12 protein-coding genes are annotated in these 14,414 nt (G+C 57.7%); 4 read left to right on the plus strand and 8 right to left on the minus strand.

Going from position 1 to position 14,414, the window contains the following annotated elements:
* Positions 1-86 precede the first annotated feature (86 nt).
* Together hemH and NI40_RS04910 are read left to right on the plus strand one after the other, a co-directional pair.
* Positions 87-1,049, plus strand: coding sequence for a ferrochelatase (gene hemH / locus NI40_RS04905; RefSeq protein WP_033144798.1), 963 nt, complete (start codon positions 87-89; stop codon positions 1,047-1,049).
* A 62-nt stretch (positions 1,050-1,111) separates the two neighbouring features.
* Positions 1,112-2,416 (plus strand): inosine/guanosine kinase, encoded by a 1,305-nt coding sequence (locus tag NI40_RS04910; protein WP_029741032.1) that lies wholly within the window; start codon positions 1,112-1,114, stop codon positions 2,414-2,416.
* 119 nt (positions 2,417-2,535) lie between these two features.
* Here the strand turns inward: NI40_RS04910 and ybaL are convergent, their stop codons facing one another.
* Together ybaL and NI40_RS04920 are read right to left on the minus strand one after the other, a co-directional pair.
* On the minus strand, positions 2,536-4,212 hold the full coding sequence (ybaL, locus tag NI40_RS04915) for a YbaL family putative K(+) efflux transporter (protein WP_039263969.1): 1,677 nt from the start codon (positions 4,210-4,212) through the stop codon (positions 2,536-2,538).
* Between the two features lie 229 nt (positions 4,213-4,441).
* Complete coding sequence (locus NI40_RS04920; protein WP_039263970.1) at positions 4,442-5,650, minus strand: MFS transporter; 1,209 nt, start codon at positions 5,648-5,650, stop codon at positions 4,442-4,444.
* Between the two features lie 169 nt (positions 5,651-5,819).
* Here NI40_RS04920 and ushA point away from each other — a divergent pair, with 169 nt between their 5' ends.
* On the plus strand, positions 5,820-7,472 hold the full coding sequence (ushA, locus tag NI40_RS04925) for a bifunctional UDP-sugar hydrolase/5'-nucleotidase UshA (RefSeq protein ID WP_039263972.1): 1,653 nt from the start codon (positions 5,820-5,822) through the stop codon (positions 7,470-7,472).
* Positions 7,473-7,593: 121 nt separating this feature from the next.
* On the opposite strand, the gene ybaK is transcribed toward ushA, so the two are convergent.
* From ybaK to copA, 3 genes are all read right to left on the minus strand, one after another.
* The gene (gene ybaK, locus NI40_RS04930; RefSeq protein ID WP_023310615.1) at positions 7,594-8,073 is read right to left on the minus strand and encodes a Cys-tRNA(Pro)/Cys-tRNA(Cys) deacylase YbaK; all 480 of its coding nucleotides are present in this window, start codon (positions 8,071-8,073) and stop codon (positions 7,594-7,596) included.
* Between the two features lie 199 nt (positions 8,074-8,272).
* Positions 8,273-9,067, minus strand: coding sequence for a TraB/GumN family protein (locus NI40_RS04935; protein ID WP_039263973.1), 795 nt, complete (start codon positions 9,065-9,067; stop codon positions 8,273-8,275).
* A 50-nt stretch (positions 9,068-9,117) separates the two neighbouring features.
* A complete protein-coding gene (gene copA, locus NI40_RS04940) occupies positions 9,118-11,616 on the minus strand; it encodes a copper-exporting P-type ATPase CopA (protein ID WP_039263975.1) in 2,499 nt (832 codons plus the stop codon).
* 108 nt (positions 11,617-11,724) lie between these two features.
* On the opposite strand from copA, the gene cueR reads away from it, so the two are divergent.
* Positions 11,725-12,135, plus strand: a complete 411-nt coding sequence (gene cueR / locus NI40_RS04945) for a Cu(I)-responsive transcriptional regulator (protein WP_039263976.1) — start codon at positions 11,725-11,727, stop codon at positions 12,133-12,135.
* Here the strand turns inward: cueR and NI40_RS04950 are convergent.
* Genes NI40_RS04950 through NI40_RS04960 form a run of 3 tightly spaced genes read right to left on the minus strand, consistent with a single transcriptional unit; the run spans position 12,132 to position 14,391 of the window.
* Complete coding sequence (locus NI40_RS04950; RefSeq protein ID WP_039263977.1) at positions 12,132-12,584, minus strand: NfeD family protein; 453 nt, start codon at positions 12,582-12,584, stop codon at positions 12,132-12,134. The two genes, cueR and NI40_RS04950, sit on opposite strands and share 4 nt — an antisense overlap.
* Positions 12,581-13,495: an SPFH domain-containing protein gene (locus NI40_RS04955; RefSeq protein WP_023310620.1), complete on the minus strand. Its 915-nt coding sequence runs from the start codon at positions 13,493-13,495 to the stop codon at positions 12,581-12,583. The genes NI40_RS04950 and NI40_RS04955 overlap by 4 nt, the downstream gene beginning before the upstream one ends.
* A gap of 44 nt (positions 13,496-13,539) precedes the next feature.
* Positions 13,540-14,391: a hypothetical protein gene (locus tag NI40_RS04960; protein ID WP_039263979.1), complete on the minus strand. Its 852-nt coding sequence runs from the start codon at positions 14,389-14,391 to the stop codon at positions 13,540-13,542.
* Between the last annotated feature and the right edge of the window lie 23 nt (positions 14,392-14,414).

The raw sequence follows: 14,414 nt of genomic DNA on the forward strand, positions 1-14,414 counted from the left end.
TCTCATCTTACCTATTACAGCAATGGGTTTCGTTTAAACGCATTTCCGCTACAATTGACAACCTATCAAATGGTTAAGAGGCGTGAATGAGTCAGGCGAAAACCGGCATCCTGCTTGCCAATCTGGGCACTCCAGAAGCACCTACATCAGACGCGGTAAAACGCTACCTGCGACAATTTTTAAGCGACACGCGCGTCGTGGATTTCCCGAGACTGCTGTGGTGGCCGCTGCTGCGTGGCGTCATTCTGCCGATTCGTTCTCCGCGCGTCGCCAAACTCTATCAGTCCGTCTGGATGGAAGAGGGCTCGCCGCTGATGGTTTACAGCCGTCGTCAGGAAAAAGCGCTGGCCGCCCGACTGCCGGATATGCCCGTCGCGCTCGGCATGAGCTACGGAAAACCGTCCCTGCAAAGCGCGGTGGAATCACTGCTGGCGCAGGGCGTGGACCATATCGTTGTGCTGGCGCTCTACCCGCAGTACTCCTGCTCGACGGTGGCCGCCGTCTGGGACGAGCTGGCCCGCATTCTGGCGACCCGCCGCCGCATTCCGGGCGTGACCTTTATTCGCGACTACGCGGATAACGATCTCTACATCCAGGCGCTTGCCAACAGCGCGCGCGCGTCGTTTGAAAAGCACGGCGAGCCGGATCTGCTGCTCCTTTCCTATCACGGTATCCCACAGCGTTTCGCCAATGAAGGGGATGATTATCCGCAGCGCTGCCGCGATACTACGCGCGAGCTGGTTTCCGCCCTTGGCCTGCCGCCGGAGAAGGTGATGATGACCTTCCAGTCGCGCTTCGGTCGCGAGCCGTGGCTGACGCCGTACACCGATGAAACCCTCAAAATGCTGGGCGAGAAGGGCGTGAAGCACATTCAGGTGATGTCGCCGGGCTTCTCGGCAGACTGTCTGGAAACGCTGGAGGAGATCGCGGTGCAAAACCGGGAATTTTTCCTTGAGGCTGGCGGTGAAAAGTACGAGTACATTCCGGCGCTTAACGACTCGCCTGAGCATATTGACATGATGGTCTCGCTGGTAACGAACAGCCGCTGATCGCACTCCGGGCCGGGTTTGTGCTACCATTCCCGGCCCATATTCTTCGTACAGTTCAGACCATGAAATTTCCCGGTAAACGCAAATCCAAACACTACTTCCCCGTCGATGCCCGCGATCCGCTCCTGCAGCAAATCCAGCCTGAAAACGAAACCAGCGCGGCATGGGTCGTCGGTATCGATCAGACGCTGGTGGACATTGAAGCGAAAGTGGATGATGCGTTTGTCGCCCGTTACGGTCTGAGCGCCGGTCACTCGCTGGTGATTGAGGACGACGTTGCCGAAGCGCTGTATCAGGAGCTGGTGCGCGAAAACCTGATTACCCATCAGTTCGCCGGTGGCACCATCGGCAATACCATGCATAACTACTCCGTGCTGGCCGACGATCGCTCGGTGCTGCTCGGCGTAATGTGCAGCAATATCGAAATCGGTGGCTATGCCTACCGCTATCTCTGCAACACCTCCAGCCGTACCGATCTGAACTACCTTCAGGGCGTCGACGGGCCTATTGGCCGCTGCTTTACGCTAATTAGCGATTCCGGCGAGCGTACTTTTGCCATCAGCCCGGGCCATATGAACAAGCTGCGCGCCGAGAGTATTCCGGAAGAGGTGATCGCGGGCGCCTCGGCGCTGGTGCTGACCTCCTACCTGGTGCGCTGTAAGCCGGGCGAGCCGATGCCGGAAGCGACCATGAAAGCGATCGAGTACGCGAAGAAATACAACGTGCCGGTCGTTCTGACGCTGGGCACAAAATTCGTTATCGCCGATAACCCGGAGTGGTGGCAGGCGTTCCTGAAAGAGCACGTCTCGATTCTGGCGATGAACGAAGAAGAGGCCGAAGCGCTGACCGGCGAAAGCGATCCGCTGCTGGCGTCTGACAAAGCGCTGGACTGGGTGGATCTGGTGCTCTGTACCGCCGGCCCGGTGGGGCTGTACATGGCGGGCTTCACGGAAGAAGAGAGCAAGCGCAAAACCCAGCACCCGCTGCTGCCCGGTGCGATTGCCGAGTTCAACCAGTACGAGTTCAGCCGCGGCATGCGCTACAAAGATTGCGTGAATCCGCTGCGTATCTACTCTCATATCGCGCCGTATATGGGCGGGCCGGAGAAGATCATGAACACCAACGGTGCGGGCGACGGCGCGCTGGCCGCACTGCTGCACGACATCACCGCGAACGCCTACCATAAAACCAACGTGCCGAACTCCAGCAAGCACAAGTTCAGCTGGCTGACCTATTCCTCGCTGGCGCAGGTGTGTAAATATGCCAACCGCGTGAGCTATCAGGTACTGAACCAGCACTCCCCGCGCTTAACGCGTGGGCTGCCGGAACGGGAAGACAGCCTCGAAGAGGCTTACTGGGACAGGTAAAAGAAAACCCCTCACCCTAACCCTCTCCCCATAGGGGAGAGGGGATAGCACGAAGCCGTCTTTTCTCCCTCGCCCCTATGGGGAGAGGGCCGGGGTGAGGGGACCAGGCCGCACCAAACTTACCCCGTCACCCCTTCTTCAACCGGCGGATTCTCCAGCAGCGTCAGCATCGTATTCGCAATCTCGCGCTCGCCCATCACCACCTTATTCGCACCGCGTTCGGTAATGTACTCGACCTCGTCGTCATAGTGCGCCCGGGCGATAATCTCAATCGTTGGGCACTTCTCGCGCGCGGAGGCCACAATCTCGCCCGCTTCATAGCCGTTCGGGATGGTCAGCAGCAGCCAGCGCGCACAGTCCAGGTGCGCCAGATTCATGATCTCTTCGTTTGCCGCATTGCCCAGTACCGCACGAATGCCGCGCTCGCGCAGCTCGTCGACGCGGGTGCGTGAGGTCTCAATCACCACCAGCGGAATGCCCTGCGCCATCAGCTTCTCACCGAGCAGGCTGCCCACGCGGCCAAAGCCGACCAGCAGGGCGTGATTGCAAATATCCACCGGGATCTGCTTCTCTTCTTCGATGGCCTCTTCGAGCGTCTGTTCTTCCAGCGTTTCGGTTTTATCGAGGTATTTTTCCAGCAGGGCAAACAGCACCGGGTTCAGCATAATCGACAGGATCGCCCCCGCCAGCACCAGGTTTTGCCCCGCCTGCGGCAGCAGGTTCAGGGCCATGCCCAGACCGGCCAGAATAAAGGCGAACTCACCGATCTGCGCCAGGCTGGCGGCGATGGTCAACGCCGTGCGCGGGGAGTGGCCGAACATTCTCACCAGGAAGAAGGCGGCAAGCGACTTACCAAAGATGATGATCGCCAGCGTGCCCAGCACGGCCAGCGGCTGGTGAATCAGGACCATCGGGTCAAACAGCATCCCGACGGAGACGAAGAACAGCACGGCGAAGGCATCGCGCAGCGGCAGAGTGTCATGCGCCGCGCGGTGGCTCAGCTCGGACTCGTTCAGCACCATCCCGGCGAAGAACGCGCCCAGGGCAAAGGAGACATCAAACAGCTCTACGGCACCAAAAGCGATACCCAGCGCCAGCGCCAGCACGGAGAGGGTGAACAGCTCGCGGGAGCCGGTTGCCGCGCTGCGGGACATGATCCACGGCACCAGACGGCGTCCCACCAGCATCATGATGGCGATAAACGCCACCACCTTACCGATGGTGATGCCCATATCCAGCGCCAGCGAGGCAAAACCTACGTTGTCTTTTTCCATCATCCCGGCGACGGCAGGCAGCAGTACCAGCGTCAGGACCATGACCAGGTCTTCAACAATCAGCCAGCCTATCGCGATTTGCCCGCGCTGGCTGTCTATCAGCTGTCTCTCTTCAAGCGCGCGCAGCAGCACCACGGTACTGGCGGTTGAGAGACACAGCCCAAATACGATACCGGTCATTAACGACCAGCCCAGCACCGCCGAAAGCGCCATCCCCAGCAGCGTCGCCACCCCAATCTGGGCGATCGCTCCCGGTATGGCGATCGACTTTACCGCCATCAGATCCTTCAGGGAGAAGTGCAGGCCGACGCCAAACATCAGCAGAATCACGCCCAATTCCGCCAGCTCAGGGGCCAGCTTGGTATCCGCCACGAAGCCTGGCGTAAAGGGTCCCGCCAGTACACCCGCTAACAGATAGCCGACAAGAGGAGAAATACGCAGCTTATTGGCAATCATGCCGAGGATAAATGCGAGCACAAGTCCACCAACAATGGTGGTGATAAGCGGTGTGGCGTGGTGCATTCCGTCTCCTTTCGTTGTGGGTGTTCCTTTTTGGCGAAAACCAAAAAACCGAGTAATAGTTTATGACAATTTTTACCCTTATGTTTATGAATTATTGTTGAAGTTTGAATAAAACAGCAATATGCACGTAAAAAAGCGCATTTTGATAAATTCAGCGAGGGTAAGAAGAAGAAACCCTTATGGCATCAGGGTATCAGGTAGCCAAAGTAAAACTTTGGCTACCCGTAATTTACGCTTTATGACGGTTATCAGGCAGGAATATGGTCAACATCCCAAGAAGTGGCAGGAAAGCGCAGATTTTATAAACCAGGAAGATGCTGGTGTGATCCGCCACCATCCCCAACACCGCCGCGCCAAGCCCGCCCATGCCGAAGGCGAAACCGAAAAAGAGCCCGGAAACCATACCGATACGGCCAGGCAGCAGCTCCTGGGCATAGACCAGAATGGCGGAAAACGCGGATGCGAGAATAAAACCAATGATCACGGTTAAAATCCCCGTCCATTCAAGGCTGGCGTACGGCAAAATAAGGGTAAACGGCGCCACGCCGAGGATAGAGCCCCAAATGACATATTTACGCCCAATCTTATCCCCCACAGGCCCGCCAATGACCGTACCGGCCGCGACGGCGAACAGGAAGGCAAACAGGTGGAACTGCGCATTCTGTACCGATAATCCGAATTTTTGCATCAGATAAAAGGTGTAATAGCTGCTGATGCTCGCCATATAGAAGTATTTCGAGAAGATCAGTACCAGCAGCACGGAAACCGCCAGGATAACCTTGTTGCGCGGAAGGGGATTGATAACCTTCGCTTTAGGTTTCCCTTTATTCACGCGATGCTGAGCGGCATACCAGCGGCTGATCTGCGCCAGCACGATAATGGCTAGCAGTGCGGCCAGCACAAACCAGGCCACGTTGCCTTTACCGTAAGGGGCAATAATCACCGCGGCCAGCAGCGGGCCGAGAGAGCTACCAAAGTTACCGCCCACCTGGAAGAGAGACTGCGCCAGACCGTGACGGCCCCCTGAAGCCATACGCGCCACGCGCGAGGACTCCGGATGGAAGACGGACGATCCGGTGCCCACCAGCGCGGCGGCAACCAACACCGCTTCAAAACTCCCCGCCATGGCCAGCAGCACCAGCCCGCTTAAGGTAAAGCACATGCCGATCGGCAGCGACCACGGCATCGGGTATTTATCCGTCCAGTAGCCCACCACCGGCTGCAGCAGTGAGGAAGCCAGCTGGAAGGTCAGGGTGATCATCCCGATCTGCACGAACGTTAACGAAAACTCGGACTGCAGCAGCGGATAAATGGCCAGAATCAACGACTGGATCATGTCGTTGAGCAGGTGCGAGAGACTGATTGCGCCTAAGACTTTAAAGGAGGTGCGCGACGCCGGCGCGCCCGGAACGGGCTGGGTTGATTCACTGATTGCCATAGAGAGAAGTACCACGTTTTTCGTTATTAGAGATGCAGGGTGTAATTATTATCCGACTAACATACCCGTCCGGGACATTTGAAGAAAGTCGCAATTCTGAAAACTTATTTGTCTATTCTTGTTAGTCACTGTAATTTTTGCCTTTGTCTATTGGTCAGGGAGAGAGAAGATGAAGTTTATGAAGCGGGGCGTCGCGCTGGCGCTCATCGCCGCATGGGGCCTGGTAAGCCTGCCCGCGCAGGCGTATGAAAAAGACAAAACCTATAAAATCACCATTCTGCATACCAACGATCACCACGGTCATTTCTGGCGCAGCGAATACGGCGAATATGGCCTGTCGGCACAAAAAACGCTGGTGGACGGCATTCGTAAAGAGGTGGCTGCCCAGGGCGGCAGCGTGCTGCTGCTGTCGGGTGGTGATATCAATACCGGCGTGCCGGAATCCGATTTACAGGACGCGGAACCTGATTTTCGCGGCATGAACCTGATTGGCTACGACGCGATGGCCGTGGGTAACCACGAGTTCGATAATCCGCTGACCGTGCTGCGTCAGCAGGAAAAATGGGCCAAATTTCCCTTCCTCTCCGCCAATATTTACCAGAAAAGCACCGGCGAACGCCTGTTTAAGCCGTGGGCGCTGTTTAAGCGCCAGGAACTGAAGATTGCGGTCATCGGCTTAACCACTGACGACACGGCGAAAATTGGCAACCCCGAGTTCTTTACCGATATCGAATTCCGCAAACCGGCAGACGAAGCGAAGCTGGTGATTCAGGAGCTGCAGCAAAACGAGAAGCCGGACGTGATTATCGCCACCACGCACATGGGGCACTACGACAACGGCGAGCACGGCTCTAACGCGCCCGGCGACGTGGAAATGGCGCGCAGCCTGCCCGCGGGCTCTCTGGCAATGATTGTGGGCGGTCACTCACAGGATCCGGTGTGTATGGCATCCGAGAACAAAAAGCAGGTGGACTACGTGCCGGGCACGCCGTGCGCGCCGGACCGTCAGAACGGTATCTGGATAGTTCAGGCGCACGAGTGGGGCAAATACGTGGGCCGGGCGGATTTCGAGTTCCGTAACGGCGAGATGAAGCTGGTTCACTATCAGCTCATCCCGGTCAACCTGAAGAAGAAAGTCACCTACCCGGACGGGAAAAGCGAGCGTGTACTCTACACGCCGGAGATCGCTGAAAACCAGCAGATGCTCTCCCTGCTGACGCCGTTCCAGAACAAAGGCAAGGCGCAGCTGGACGTGAAAATCGGCACGCTGAACGGTCGTCTGGAGGGGGACCGCAGTAAAGTTCGCTTCGTGCAGACCAACATGGGCCACCTGGTGCTGGCGGCGCAAATGGCGCGCACCGGCGCTGACTTCGGCGTGATGAGCGGCGGCGGTATTCGTGATTCCATCGAGGGCGGAAACATTACCTATAAAGACGTCCTGAAGGTGCAGCCGTTCGGCAACGTGGTGGTTTATGCCGATATGAGCGGGAAAGAGGTGATTGACTACCTGACCGCCGTGGCGCAGATGAAGCCGGATTCCGGGGCCTATCCGCAGTTTGCCAACGTCAGCTTTGTGGCGAAAGACGGCAAGCTTAACGACCTGAAGATCAAAGGCGAACCGGTTGATCCGGCCAAAACGTACCGTCTGGCGACGTTAAGCTTTAACGCCACCGGCGGCGACGGCTATCCGCATATTGATAACAAACCGGGATACGTGAATACCGGCTTTATCGATGCGGAAGTGCTGAAGCAGTTTATCGAGCAGAATTCGCCGATTGACGTGAATGCCTACGAGCCGAAAGGTGAGGTGAGCTGGCAGTAGTGGTGTGCGGCCTGATGCCCTCACCCCAACCCTCTCCCACCGGGAGAGGGCGCTAACACAAAAAACGGTAACGCCTGTTACCGTTTTGCTTTTACCTCGCAGCCGCCACCGGGCAATTTTCTCAATCCCGGCGCGCAATATCCGCAAACTTCGCGTCCAGCATTTTCGCCAGGTCGCCCGCCGCCAGCTCGATATCCAGCCCGCGTTTGCCGCCGGATATAAAGATGGTTTCAAACTCCTGCGAAGGGGCATCAATCAGCGTCGGCAGGCGTTTTTTCTGCCCGAGCGGACTGATCCCGCCCACCAGATAGCCCGTGGTGCGTTGCGCCACCATCGGATCCGCCATATCCACCTTCTTCGCCCCCAGGGCTTTGGCGACTTTCTTCAGATCAAGCTGTCCCGCCACAGGGGTAACCGCGACGGCGAGGTGTTTCATATCGCCATTCACCGCCACCAGCAGCGTTTTATAAACCTGGTCAGCATTCAGCCCCAGCTTGCGCACCACTTCATCACCAAAGTTAGTCTCATTCGGATCGTGATCGTAAGTGTGGATCCGGAAAGAAATGTTGTTTTTTTCGAGTAATTTAACGGCGGGAGTCATAGCTATCCTTCTTACGACAGACAAATCATGCCATCAGCATACGCCTGACGTTTGTCTAAAAAATAGCACCATCTTGCGCAATAGTATTGGCAGTGATGGTCACTTTGAGCGACAATCGGCTCAACCGAAGGTCTCCTTCGGCATAATAAAAACGATGAAATTCCTCTTTGACGGGCCAATAGAAATATTGGCCATTTTTTTATTTCAACAGTGACGGCAAATTCCCTTCTCCGTACAAATGTAACGCCCCAACCGCCACCACGTAATGCCCCGCGGGCAAAGCATGCAGCGTCTGCCGCCAGGCTTTGTTGCGCGCATTCATCAGCACATCATACAGCGATTCGCTGAACGTCGACGGTAACGCCAGCTTACCGTCCTCAGGCGGCGCGTCCAGCCACCAGCCAATCATGGTCTGCAGCAGGCGCGCGTTGGTGTGCCAGTGGGTCAACGTATCATCCAGCAGCATCAGGCCGTCGTCGGGAAGCTGGCGCAGAAGCGCAATCTGGCTGTCCGTCCCTTCCAGCTCGATGACGGGCAGGCTGCGCGCCCTTGCCGCGTTCAGCAGCTGGTAATCAATGCCGTAGTCACCGCGCAGTCCCAGACGCTGCGCCTGCGTAGCCTGCAGCACCATCGCAATTTGCCAGAGCGGCAGGGTGTCAATCATGGAGAGCGACACGCCGGTTTCATCCGCGACGCGCGTCAGTTCGGCAAGCCGGGGATCATCCAGACGTTCCGCCAGAGTGAGATCGCTTTCCAGCCCGGCAAACGGCGACTCCTGACCCGAAATGTCCGCCTCAACGACCAGCGCGTCGGCGCGTTTCAGCAGTTTAATCAGCCCGGGTGGCAAGGGAGACATATCCTGCGTACCCATATGAATGCTGCCGACCAGGTGCAGGTGCTGCCCGCCGGGGAGAGAGATATCCAGACCGGGCCAGGCATAACGGCGAGGAAAGAGGGCGCGAAACGATGCTTTTATACGATTAAACAGACCCATACGCGCTCCATGAATGGAAAGGTTCATGCTAGCGCGTACGGGTACAAGGTTCAATCCTTCGGTTTAAAGCGCAGCAGCCGGTTGGCGTTGCTCACCACGGTAATGGAGGAGAGCGCCATCGCCGCACCCGCGACCACCGGGTTAAGCAGCGTGCCGGTCAGCGGCCACAGAATACCGGCCGCGATTGGGATACCGAGGGTGTTATAGACGAACGCTCCCAGTAAGTTCTGCTTCATGTTGCGCAGCGTGGCTTTTGAAATGGCCAGCGCGTCGGCAACGCCCATCAGGCTATGGCGCATCAGCGTAATGGCAGCGGTTTCGATGGCGACATCGCTCCCGCCGCCCATGGCAATCCCGACGTCCGCCTGGGCCAGCGCCGGGGCATCGTTGATGCCGTCGCCAACCATCGCCACCTGACGGCCCTGACTTTGCAGTTTCTTGATGGCGTCCGCTTTACCGTCCGGCAGTACGCCTGCAATGACCTCATCAATTCCGGCTTCTTTCGCGATGGCGTTGGCCGTTGTCGGATTGTCCCCGGTCAGCATCACCAGACGATAGCCGGCACGGTGCAGACGCTGCAGGGCGTCCACGCTGTCCTGGCGAAGCGGATCGCGCACGGCCAGCAGCGCGGCGGCTTTGCCATCCACCGCCAGCAGAACCGGCGTAGCGCCCTGAGACGCCTGCGCTTTCAGCTCGCTTTCCAGCGCGGCGGTATCAATACCGTTTTCATTAAGCAATGCCTGGTTGCCCAGCAGCAGCGCGTGGCCTTCTGCTTCACCGCTGACGCCGAGCCCGCGCAGGGTGCGGAAATTGCTGACCTGCGGCAGGGCAGAAGCATTTGCTTTATCGAGAATGGCGCGCGCCAGCGGATGGCTTGAGCCTTGCTCCAGCGCGGCGGCGAGGCGCAGCGCCTCCTCTTGCGCAATGCCTGCGGTAGTGACGGCCACCACCTGCGGTTTGCCTTCGGTCAGCGTGCCGGTTTTATCAAACACCAGCGTGTCGAGGGTGCTGGCCCGCTGCAGCGCGTCGGCATCCCGCACCAGTACGCCAAATTCGGCCGCGCGGCCTACGCCGGAGATAATCGACATCGGCGTCGCCAGGCCAAGGGCGCAAGGACAGGCGATGATCAGCACCGTGGTGGCGATCACCAGGGTGTAAACAATCTGCGGTGCGGGGCCGAAGAAATACCAGATCGCCGCGCTCAGCAGGGCAATGCCGACCACCACCGGCACAAAAATGGCCGAGATTCTGTCAGCAAGCTGGCCAATTTCCGGCTTGCTGCTCTGCGCCTGGCGCACCATGCGGATGATACGCGACAGCGTCGTGTGGCTGCCGACGGCGCTGGCGGTAAACAGCACGCTGCCGTCCTGCACCACCGTACCCGCATGAACGGCGTCGCCGTCTGATTTCTGTTGGGGAATGGGCTCGCCGGTCAGCATAGCTTCATCCAGCCAGGCTTCGCCCTGGGTTATCTTGCCGTCAACGGGAACGCGATCGCCCGTCGTCAGGCGCAGCGTCATGCCGGGCTGAACTTCCGCCAGCGGGACGCTTTTCTCCCCCTCATCCGTGACCACGCGCGCCGTCGGCGGGGTTAAATCAAGCAACCTTTCCAGCGCTTTCGAGGAGCGCTGACGGGCGCGGGCTTCCAGCATGTGGCCCAGGTTAATCAGGCCGATAATCATCGCGCTGGCTTCATAGTAGAGATGGCGCGCCTCCATCGGGAACCACTGCGGCCAGACGTTCACGCTCATCGAATAGAGCCACGCCGCGCCGGTACCGAGCGCCACCAGCGTATCCATCGTCGCGGTGCGGTTTTTCAGGCTCTTCCAGGCGCTGGTATAGAAATGCCCGCCTGCAAACACCATCACCGCAAGGGTAATCAGACCAATCACCAGCCACAGCGTGCGGTTGTCGTCGGTGACCATCATGTTGTCACCCATCATGCCCCACACCATCACTGGAATACCCACCAGCAGGGCGACAATCGCCTGCCAGCGGAAGCGTTTCATGGTGGCGATAGCCGTTTCCTGCTGGCGCTCGCGGCGCTCGGCATCATCTTCGATGGCCTCTGCGCCGTAGCCCGCTTTCTCAACGGCCTGCACTAATTCTGCGGCGGAAGCGCTGCCCATTACCAGCGCAGTGCGCTCCGCGAGGTTTACCCGTGCCTGCGCGACGCCCGGTACGGCCTGCAAGGCGTTTTGTACCCGGGAGACGCAGCTGGCGCAGCTCATGCCGTTGATCAGCAGCTGTTGGCTGTCGTCAATATCATCAGCTGCCGGAAGCTCAGGAGTGGCCGCTGTCAGTGCTTCCGACGGGGATGATGACTCTGCCAGCGGTTTAGCCTTTGGGTGGCTTAACTCCGCCCCGTAACCGGCCTGCTTGATGGTATCAATCAGCGCATCCGCGCTGGCGCTGCCGGTCACGGCGGCATGATCGATAGTCACGTCAGCGCTTTCAACGTCAGGGCGCTGTTCCAGGCTTTCTTTAACGCGTTTGACGCAGTGGCCGCAGGAGAGGCCGTCCAGCGTCAGGTCGATAGTGTGAGACATAGTAAAACTCCCGTATAATGATCTGGTCAATTGTTGACCGATACAGTGCTTTTCACTGACTGTTATAAAGGTTAAACCTTCCATCAAGGGGAAGGTCAAGGGGGAAATGTGAATATCAGTGACGTGGCAAAAAAAACCGGCTTAACCAGCAAGGCAATCCGCTTTTATGAAGAGAAGGGGCTGGTAACGCCACCGCTGCGCAGTGAAAACGGCTACCGCAGCTACACGCAGCTGCATCTGGATGAACTGACGCTGCTGCGCCAGGCAAGACAGGTGGGGTTTAATCTGGAAGAGTGCGGCGAGCTGGTGAACCTGTTTAACGATCCGAAGCGTCACAGCGCCGACGTGAAAAAACGCACGCTGGAAAAAGTGGCCGAGATCGAACGCCACATCATCGAGCTGCAGGCGATGCGCGAACAGCTGCTGCAGCTCGCGGAATCCTGTCCGGGGGATGACAGCGCCGACTGCCCGATTATCGATAATCTTGCCGGCTGCTGTCATCGTAAGGCCTCTGTCTAACAGGCCTTCACCCGCAGGGTAATGCCTTCCACCGCAATGACCTCAACCCGCGTGCCGGCGCTGAGGTCGTCGTCGGCGACTACCGGCCACGAGCTGTCGCCCACGCGCATGTGCCCGCGTCCGTTTACCAGCGCGGTGTCGAGCGTAAAACGCTTGCCGACAATCTGCTGTCCGCGCTGGTTGAGGTGCGCGTCCAGCGGCTTTTGCTCGGTAACCCGCCGGTTTAGCCAGCGCCACCACAGCCACGCGGCTACCAGCGTGAGCACGGCAAATAGCGCACCCTGCCACGCCCAGTCCAGGGGAAGGATCCAGACCAGAAGGCCCGTAATGACGGCGGCAACACCGCTCCAGAGCAGGTAGCCGTTGCCGCCCAGCATCTCCGCCGCCAGCAATAAGCCACCGAGGCTTAGCCAGAAGGCATGAGGATGTGCAGCGATCAGCTCAATCATTTTTTACGCTCGTTTCCGCTGTCTTTAATCAGTTCGGCAATACCGGCGATAGAGCCCATCAGGCTGCTGGCCTCCAGCGGCATCATCACCACTTTGCTGTTGTTCGCCGAGCCGATCTGTTTCAGCGCGTCGGTATATTTTTGCGCGACAAAGTAGTTCACGGCCTGGATATCACCGGCGGCAATCGCCTCGGACACCATCTGGGTGGCGCGGGCTTCCGCCTCGGCCGAACGTTCACGCGCTTCCGCCTGTAAGAAAGCGGACTGACGATCGCCTTCCGCTTTCAGGATCTGCGACTGTTTTTCCCCTTCCGCTTTGAGGATCTCCGCCTGACGCACCCCTTCGGCTTCCAGAATGTAGGCACGCTTGGTTCGCTCGGCCTTCATCTGGGCGTTCATGGAGGCGATCAGCTCAGCCGGCGGACGCACGTCGCGGATCTCAATACGGGTGACTTTGATCCCCCACGGGTTCGTTGCCTCATCGACAATGTGCAGCAGGCGGGTGTTGATGCTGTCGCGCTGGGAAAGCATTTCGTCCAGCTCCATCGAGCCGAGCACGGTACGGATGTTGGTCATCGTCAGGTTGACGATCGCCAGCTCCAGGTTGCTGACCTCATAGGCCGCTTTCGGCGCATCAATCACCTGAATAAAGCAGACGGCGTCAATGGTGACGTTGGCGTTATCCTTGGAGATGATCTCCTGAGAAGGAATGTCCAGTACCTGCTCCATCATGTTGATCTTGCGACCAATCCGGTCCATGAACGGAACAATCAGGCTTAAGCCTGGCTGGAGGGTATTGGTATATCGACCGAAACGCTCGACGGTCCACTGATAGCCCTGAGGGACAATTTTGACGCCTGCGCCCACAATAACCAGCGCAACGAAAATAAGGACAGGAACAACGATAAGCATAAAAACCTCCTGTTTTGCATGCTGTGATGAGTGAAAGTGTGTGTTTATTGCTCGTAAGTATAGGTAAAGTCAGAGATGAATCCATCACCCGCTTCGGCAATGGCTTTGGATAATCCCTGGTAGTACTTCTCCAGCCCCAGCGCTTCGATACGCTGGATCTGTTCGCGAATGGGGGCGCAGAACAGAACGGCATTCCCCGCTTCAACGCGCTTGTTATTAGGGGGAAGGTCGCCCGCGATGGCCTTGAACCACGTTCTGATACCCTGCTTTAAATTATGCGGCGCTTTAGTCAGGTTATCCATGCCCGTCAGAACCTGCAGGGTGGGAAACTCATCGGCCAGCACGGCGGTTTTCATGCGCACAAAGAACTGGCTGAACAATTCAAACGATCCCAGATCGGTGACGCGCGGTTTGGTCGTTTTACCGTTTTTATTGCCGATTTTCCCTGCGGTTGACGCTGCGGCCGGAACCGCATTCACCTTTTCCAGCTCCAGCCCGAATAACAAATTACAGTGCGCACGGCGCTCTTTCAGCGGGTAGGACATCAGCACGTCAATGAATTGGGTGGCCTTTACATCTGCAAGATCGTGGTTGATAAGCCACTGGGTACGAGAAAATTCAGCCGGAGAGACGAACCAGTCGGGTACCTCATTGAAACGTTTGGATTTTCCCTTGCCGTCAAATTCCAGGAAGTGTGTCCCGTTGTCGAAGGCGAAATAGCAATTTTTGAAACTGCCGATCGTGGTGTTCACGATAAGCGCCTTCTTAACAAAATCCACCACCTCTGCACCGATGACAAAACGCGTGAGTTCCGACGATTTGATGACTTCCATTAATGTTTCGACATCAGGAACACCAGGCTTCAGGGAAGGAAACTCATAAAAGATATGTGCCATGCTGCTTACTTCCTGTAGTGATG

Source organism: Enterobacter sp. E20 (genome assembly GCF_000801755.2).
GTDB classification, from domain to species: Bacteria; Pseudomonadota; Gammaproteobacteria; order Enterobacterales; family Enterobacteriaceae; genus Enterobacter; species Enterobacter asburiae_B.

Excerpts from the sequence above, each read along its gene's own strand:
- NI40_RS04955 (WP_023310620.1), bottom strand. The coding sequence starts at position 13,495 with ATGCTTATCGTTGTTCCTGTCCTTATTTTCGTTGCGCTGGTTATTGTG.
- NI40_RS04910 (WP_029741032.1), top strand. The coding sequence starts at position 1,112 with ATGAAATTTCCCGGTAAACGCAAATCCAAACACTACTTCCCCGTCGAT.
- copA (WP_039263975.1), bottom strand. The coding sequence starts at position 11,616 with ATGTCTCACACTATCGACCTGACGCTGGACGGCCTCTCCTGCGGCCAC.
- hemH (WP_033144798.1), top strand. The coding sequence starts at position 87 with ATGAGTCAGGCGAAAACCGGCATCCTGCTTGCCAATCTGGGCACTCCA.
- NI40_RS04960 (WP_039263979.1), bottom strand. The coding sequence starts at position 14,391 with ATGGCACATATCTTTTATGAGTTTCCTTCCCTGAAGCCTGGTGTTCCT.
- NI40_RS04920 (WP_039263970.1), bottom strand. The coding sequence starts at position 5,650 with ATGGCAATCAGTGAATCAACCCAGCCCGTTCCGGGCGCGCCGGCGTCG.
- NI40_RS04935 (WP_039263973.1), bottom strand. The coding sequence starts at position 9,067 with ATGGGTCTGTTTAATCGTATAAAAGCATCGTTTCGCGCCCTCTTTCCT.
- ybaK (WP_023310615.1), bottom strand. The coding sequence starts at position 8,073 with ATGACTCCCGCCGTTAAATTACTCGAAAAAAACAACATTTCTTTCCGG.
- ushA (WP_039263972.1), top strand. The coding sequence starts at position 5,820 with ATGAAGTTTATGAAGCGGGGCGTCGCGCTGGCGCTCATCGCCGCATGG.
- ybaL (WP_039263969.1), bottom strand. The coding sequence starts at position 4,212 with ATGCACCACGCCACACCGCTTATCACCACCATTGTTGGTGGACTTGTG.
- NI40_RS04950 (WP_039263977.1), bottom strand. The coding sequence starts at position 12,584 with ATGATTGAGCTGATCGCTGCACATCCTCATGCCTTCTGGCTAAGCCTC.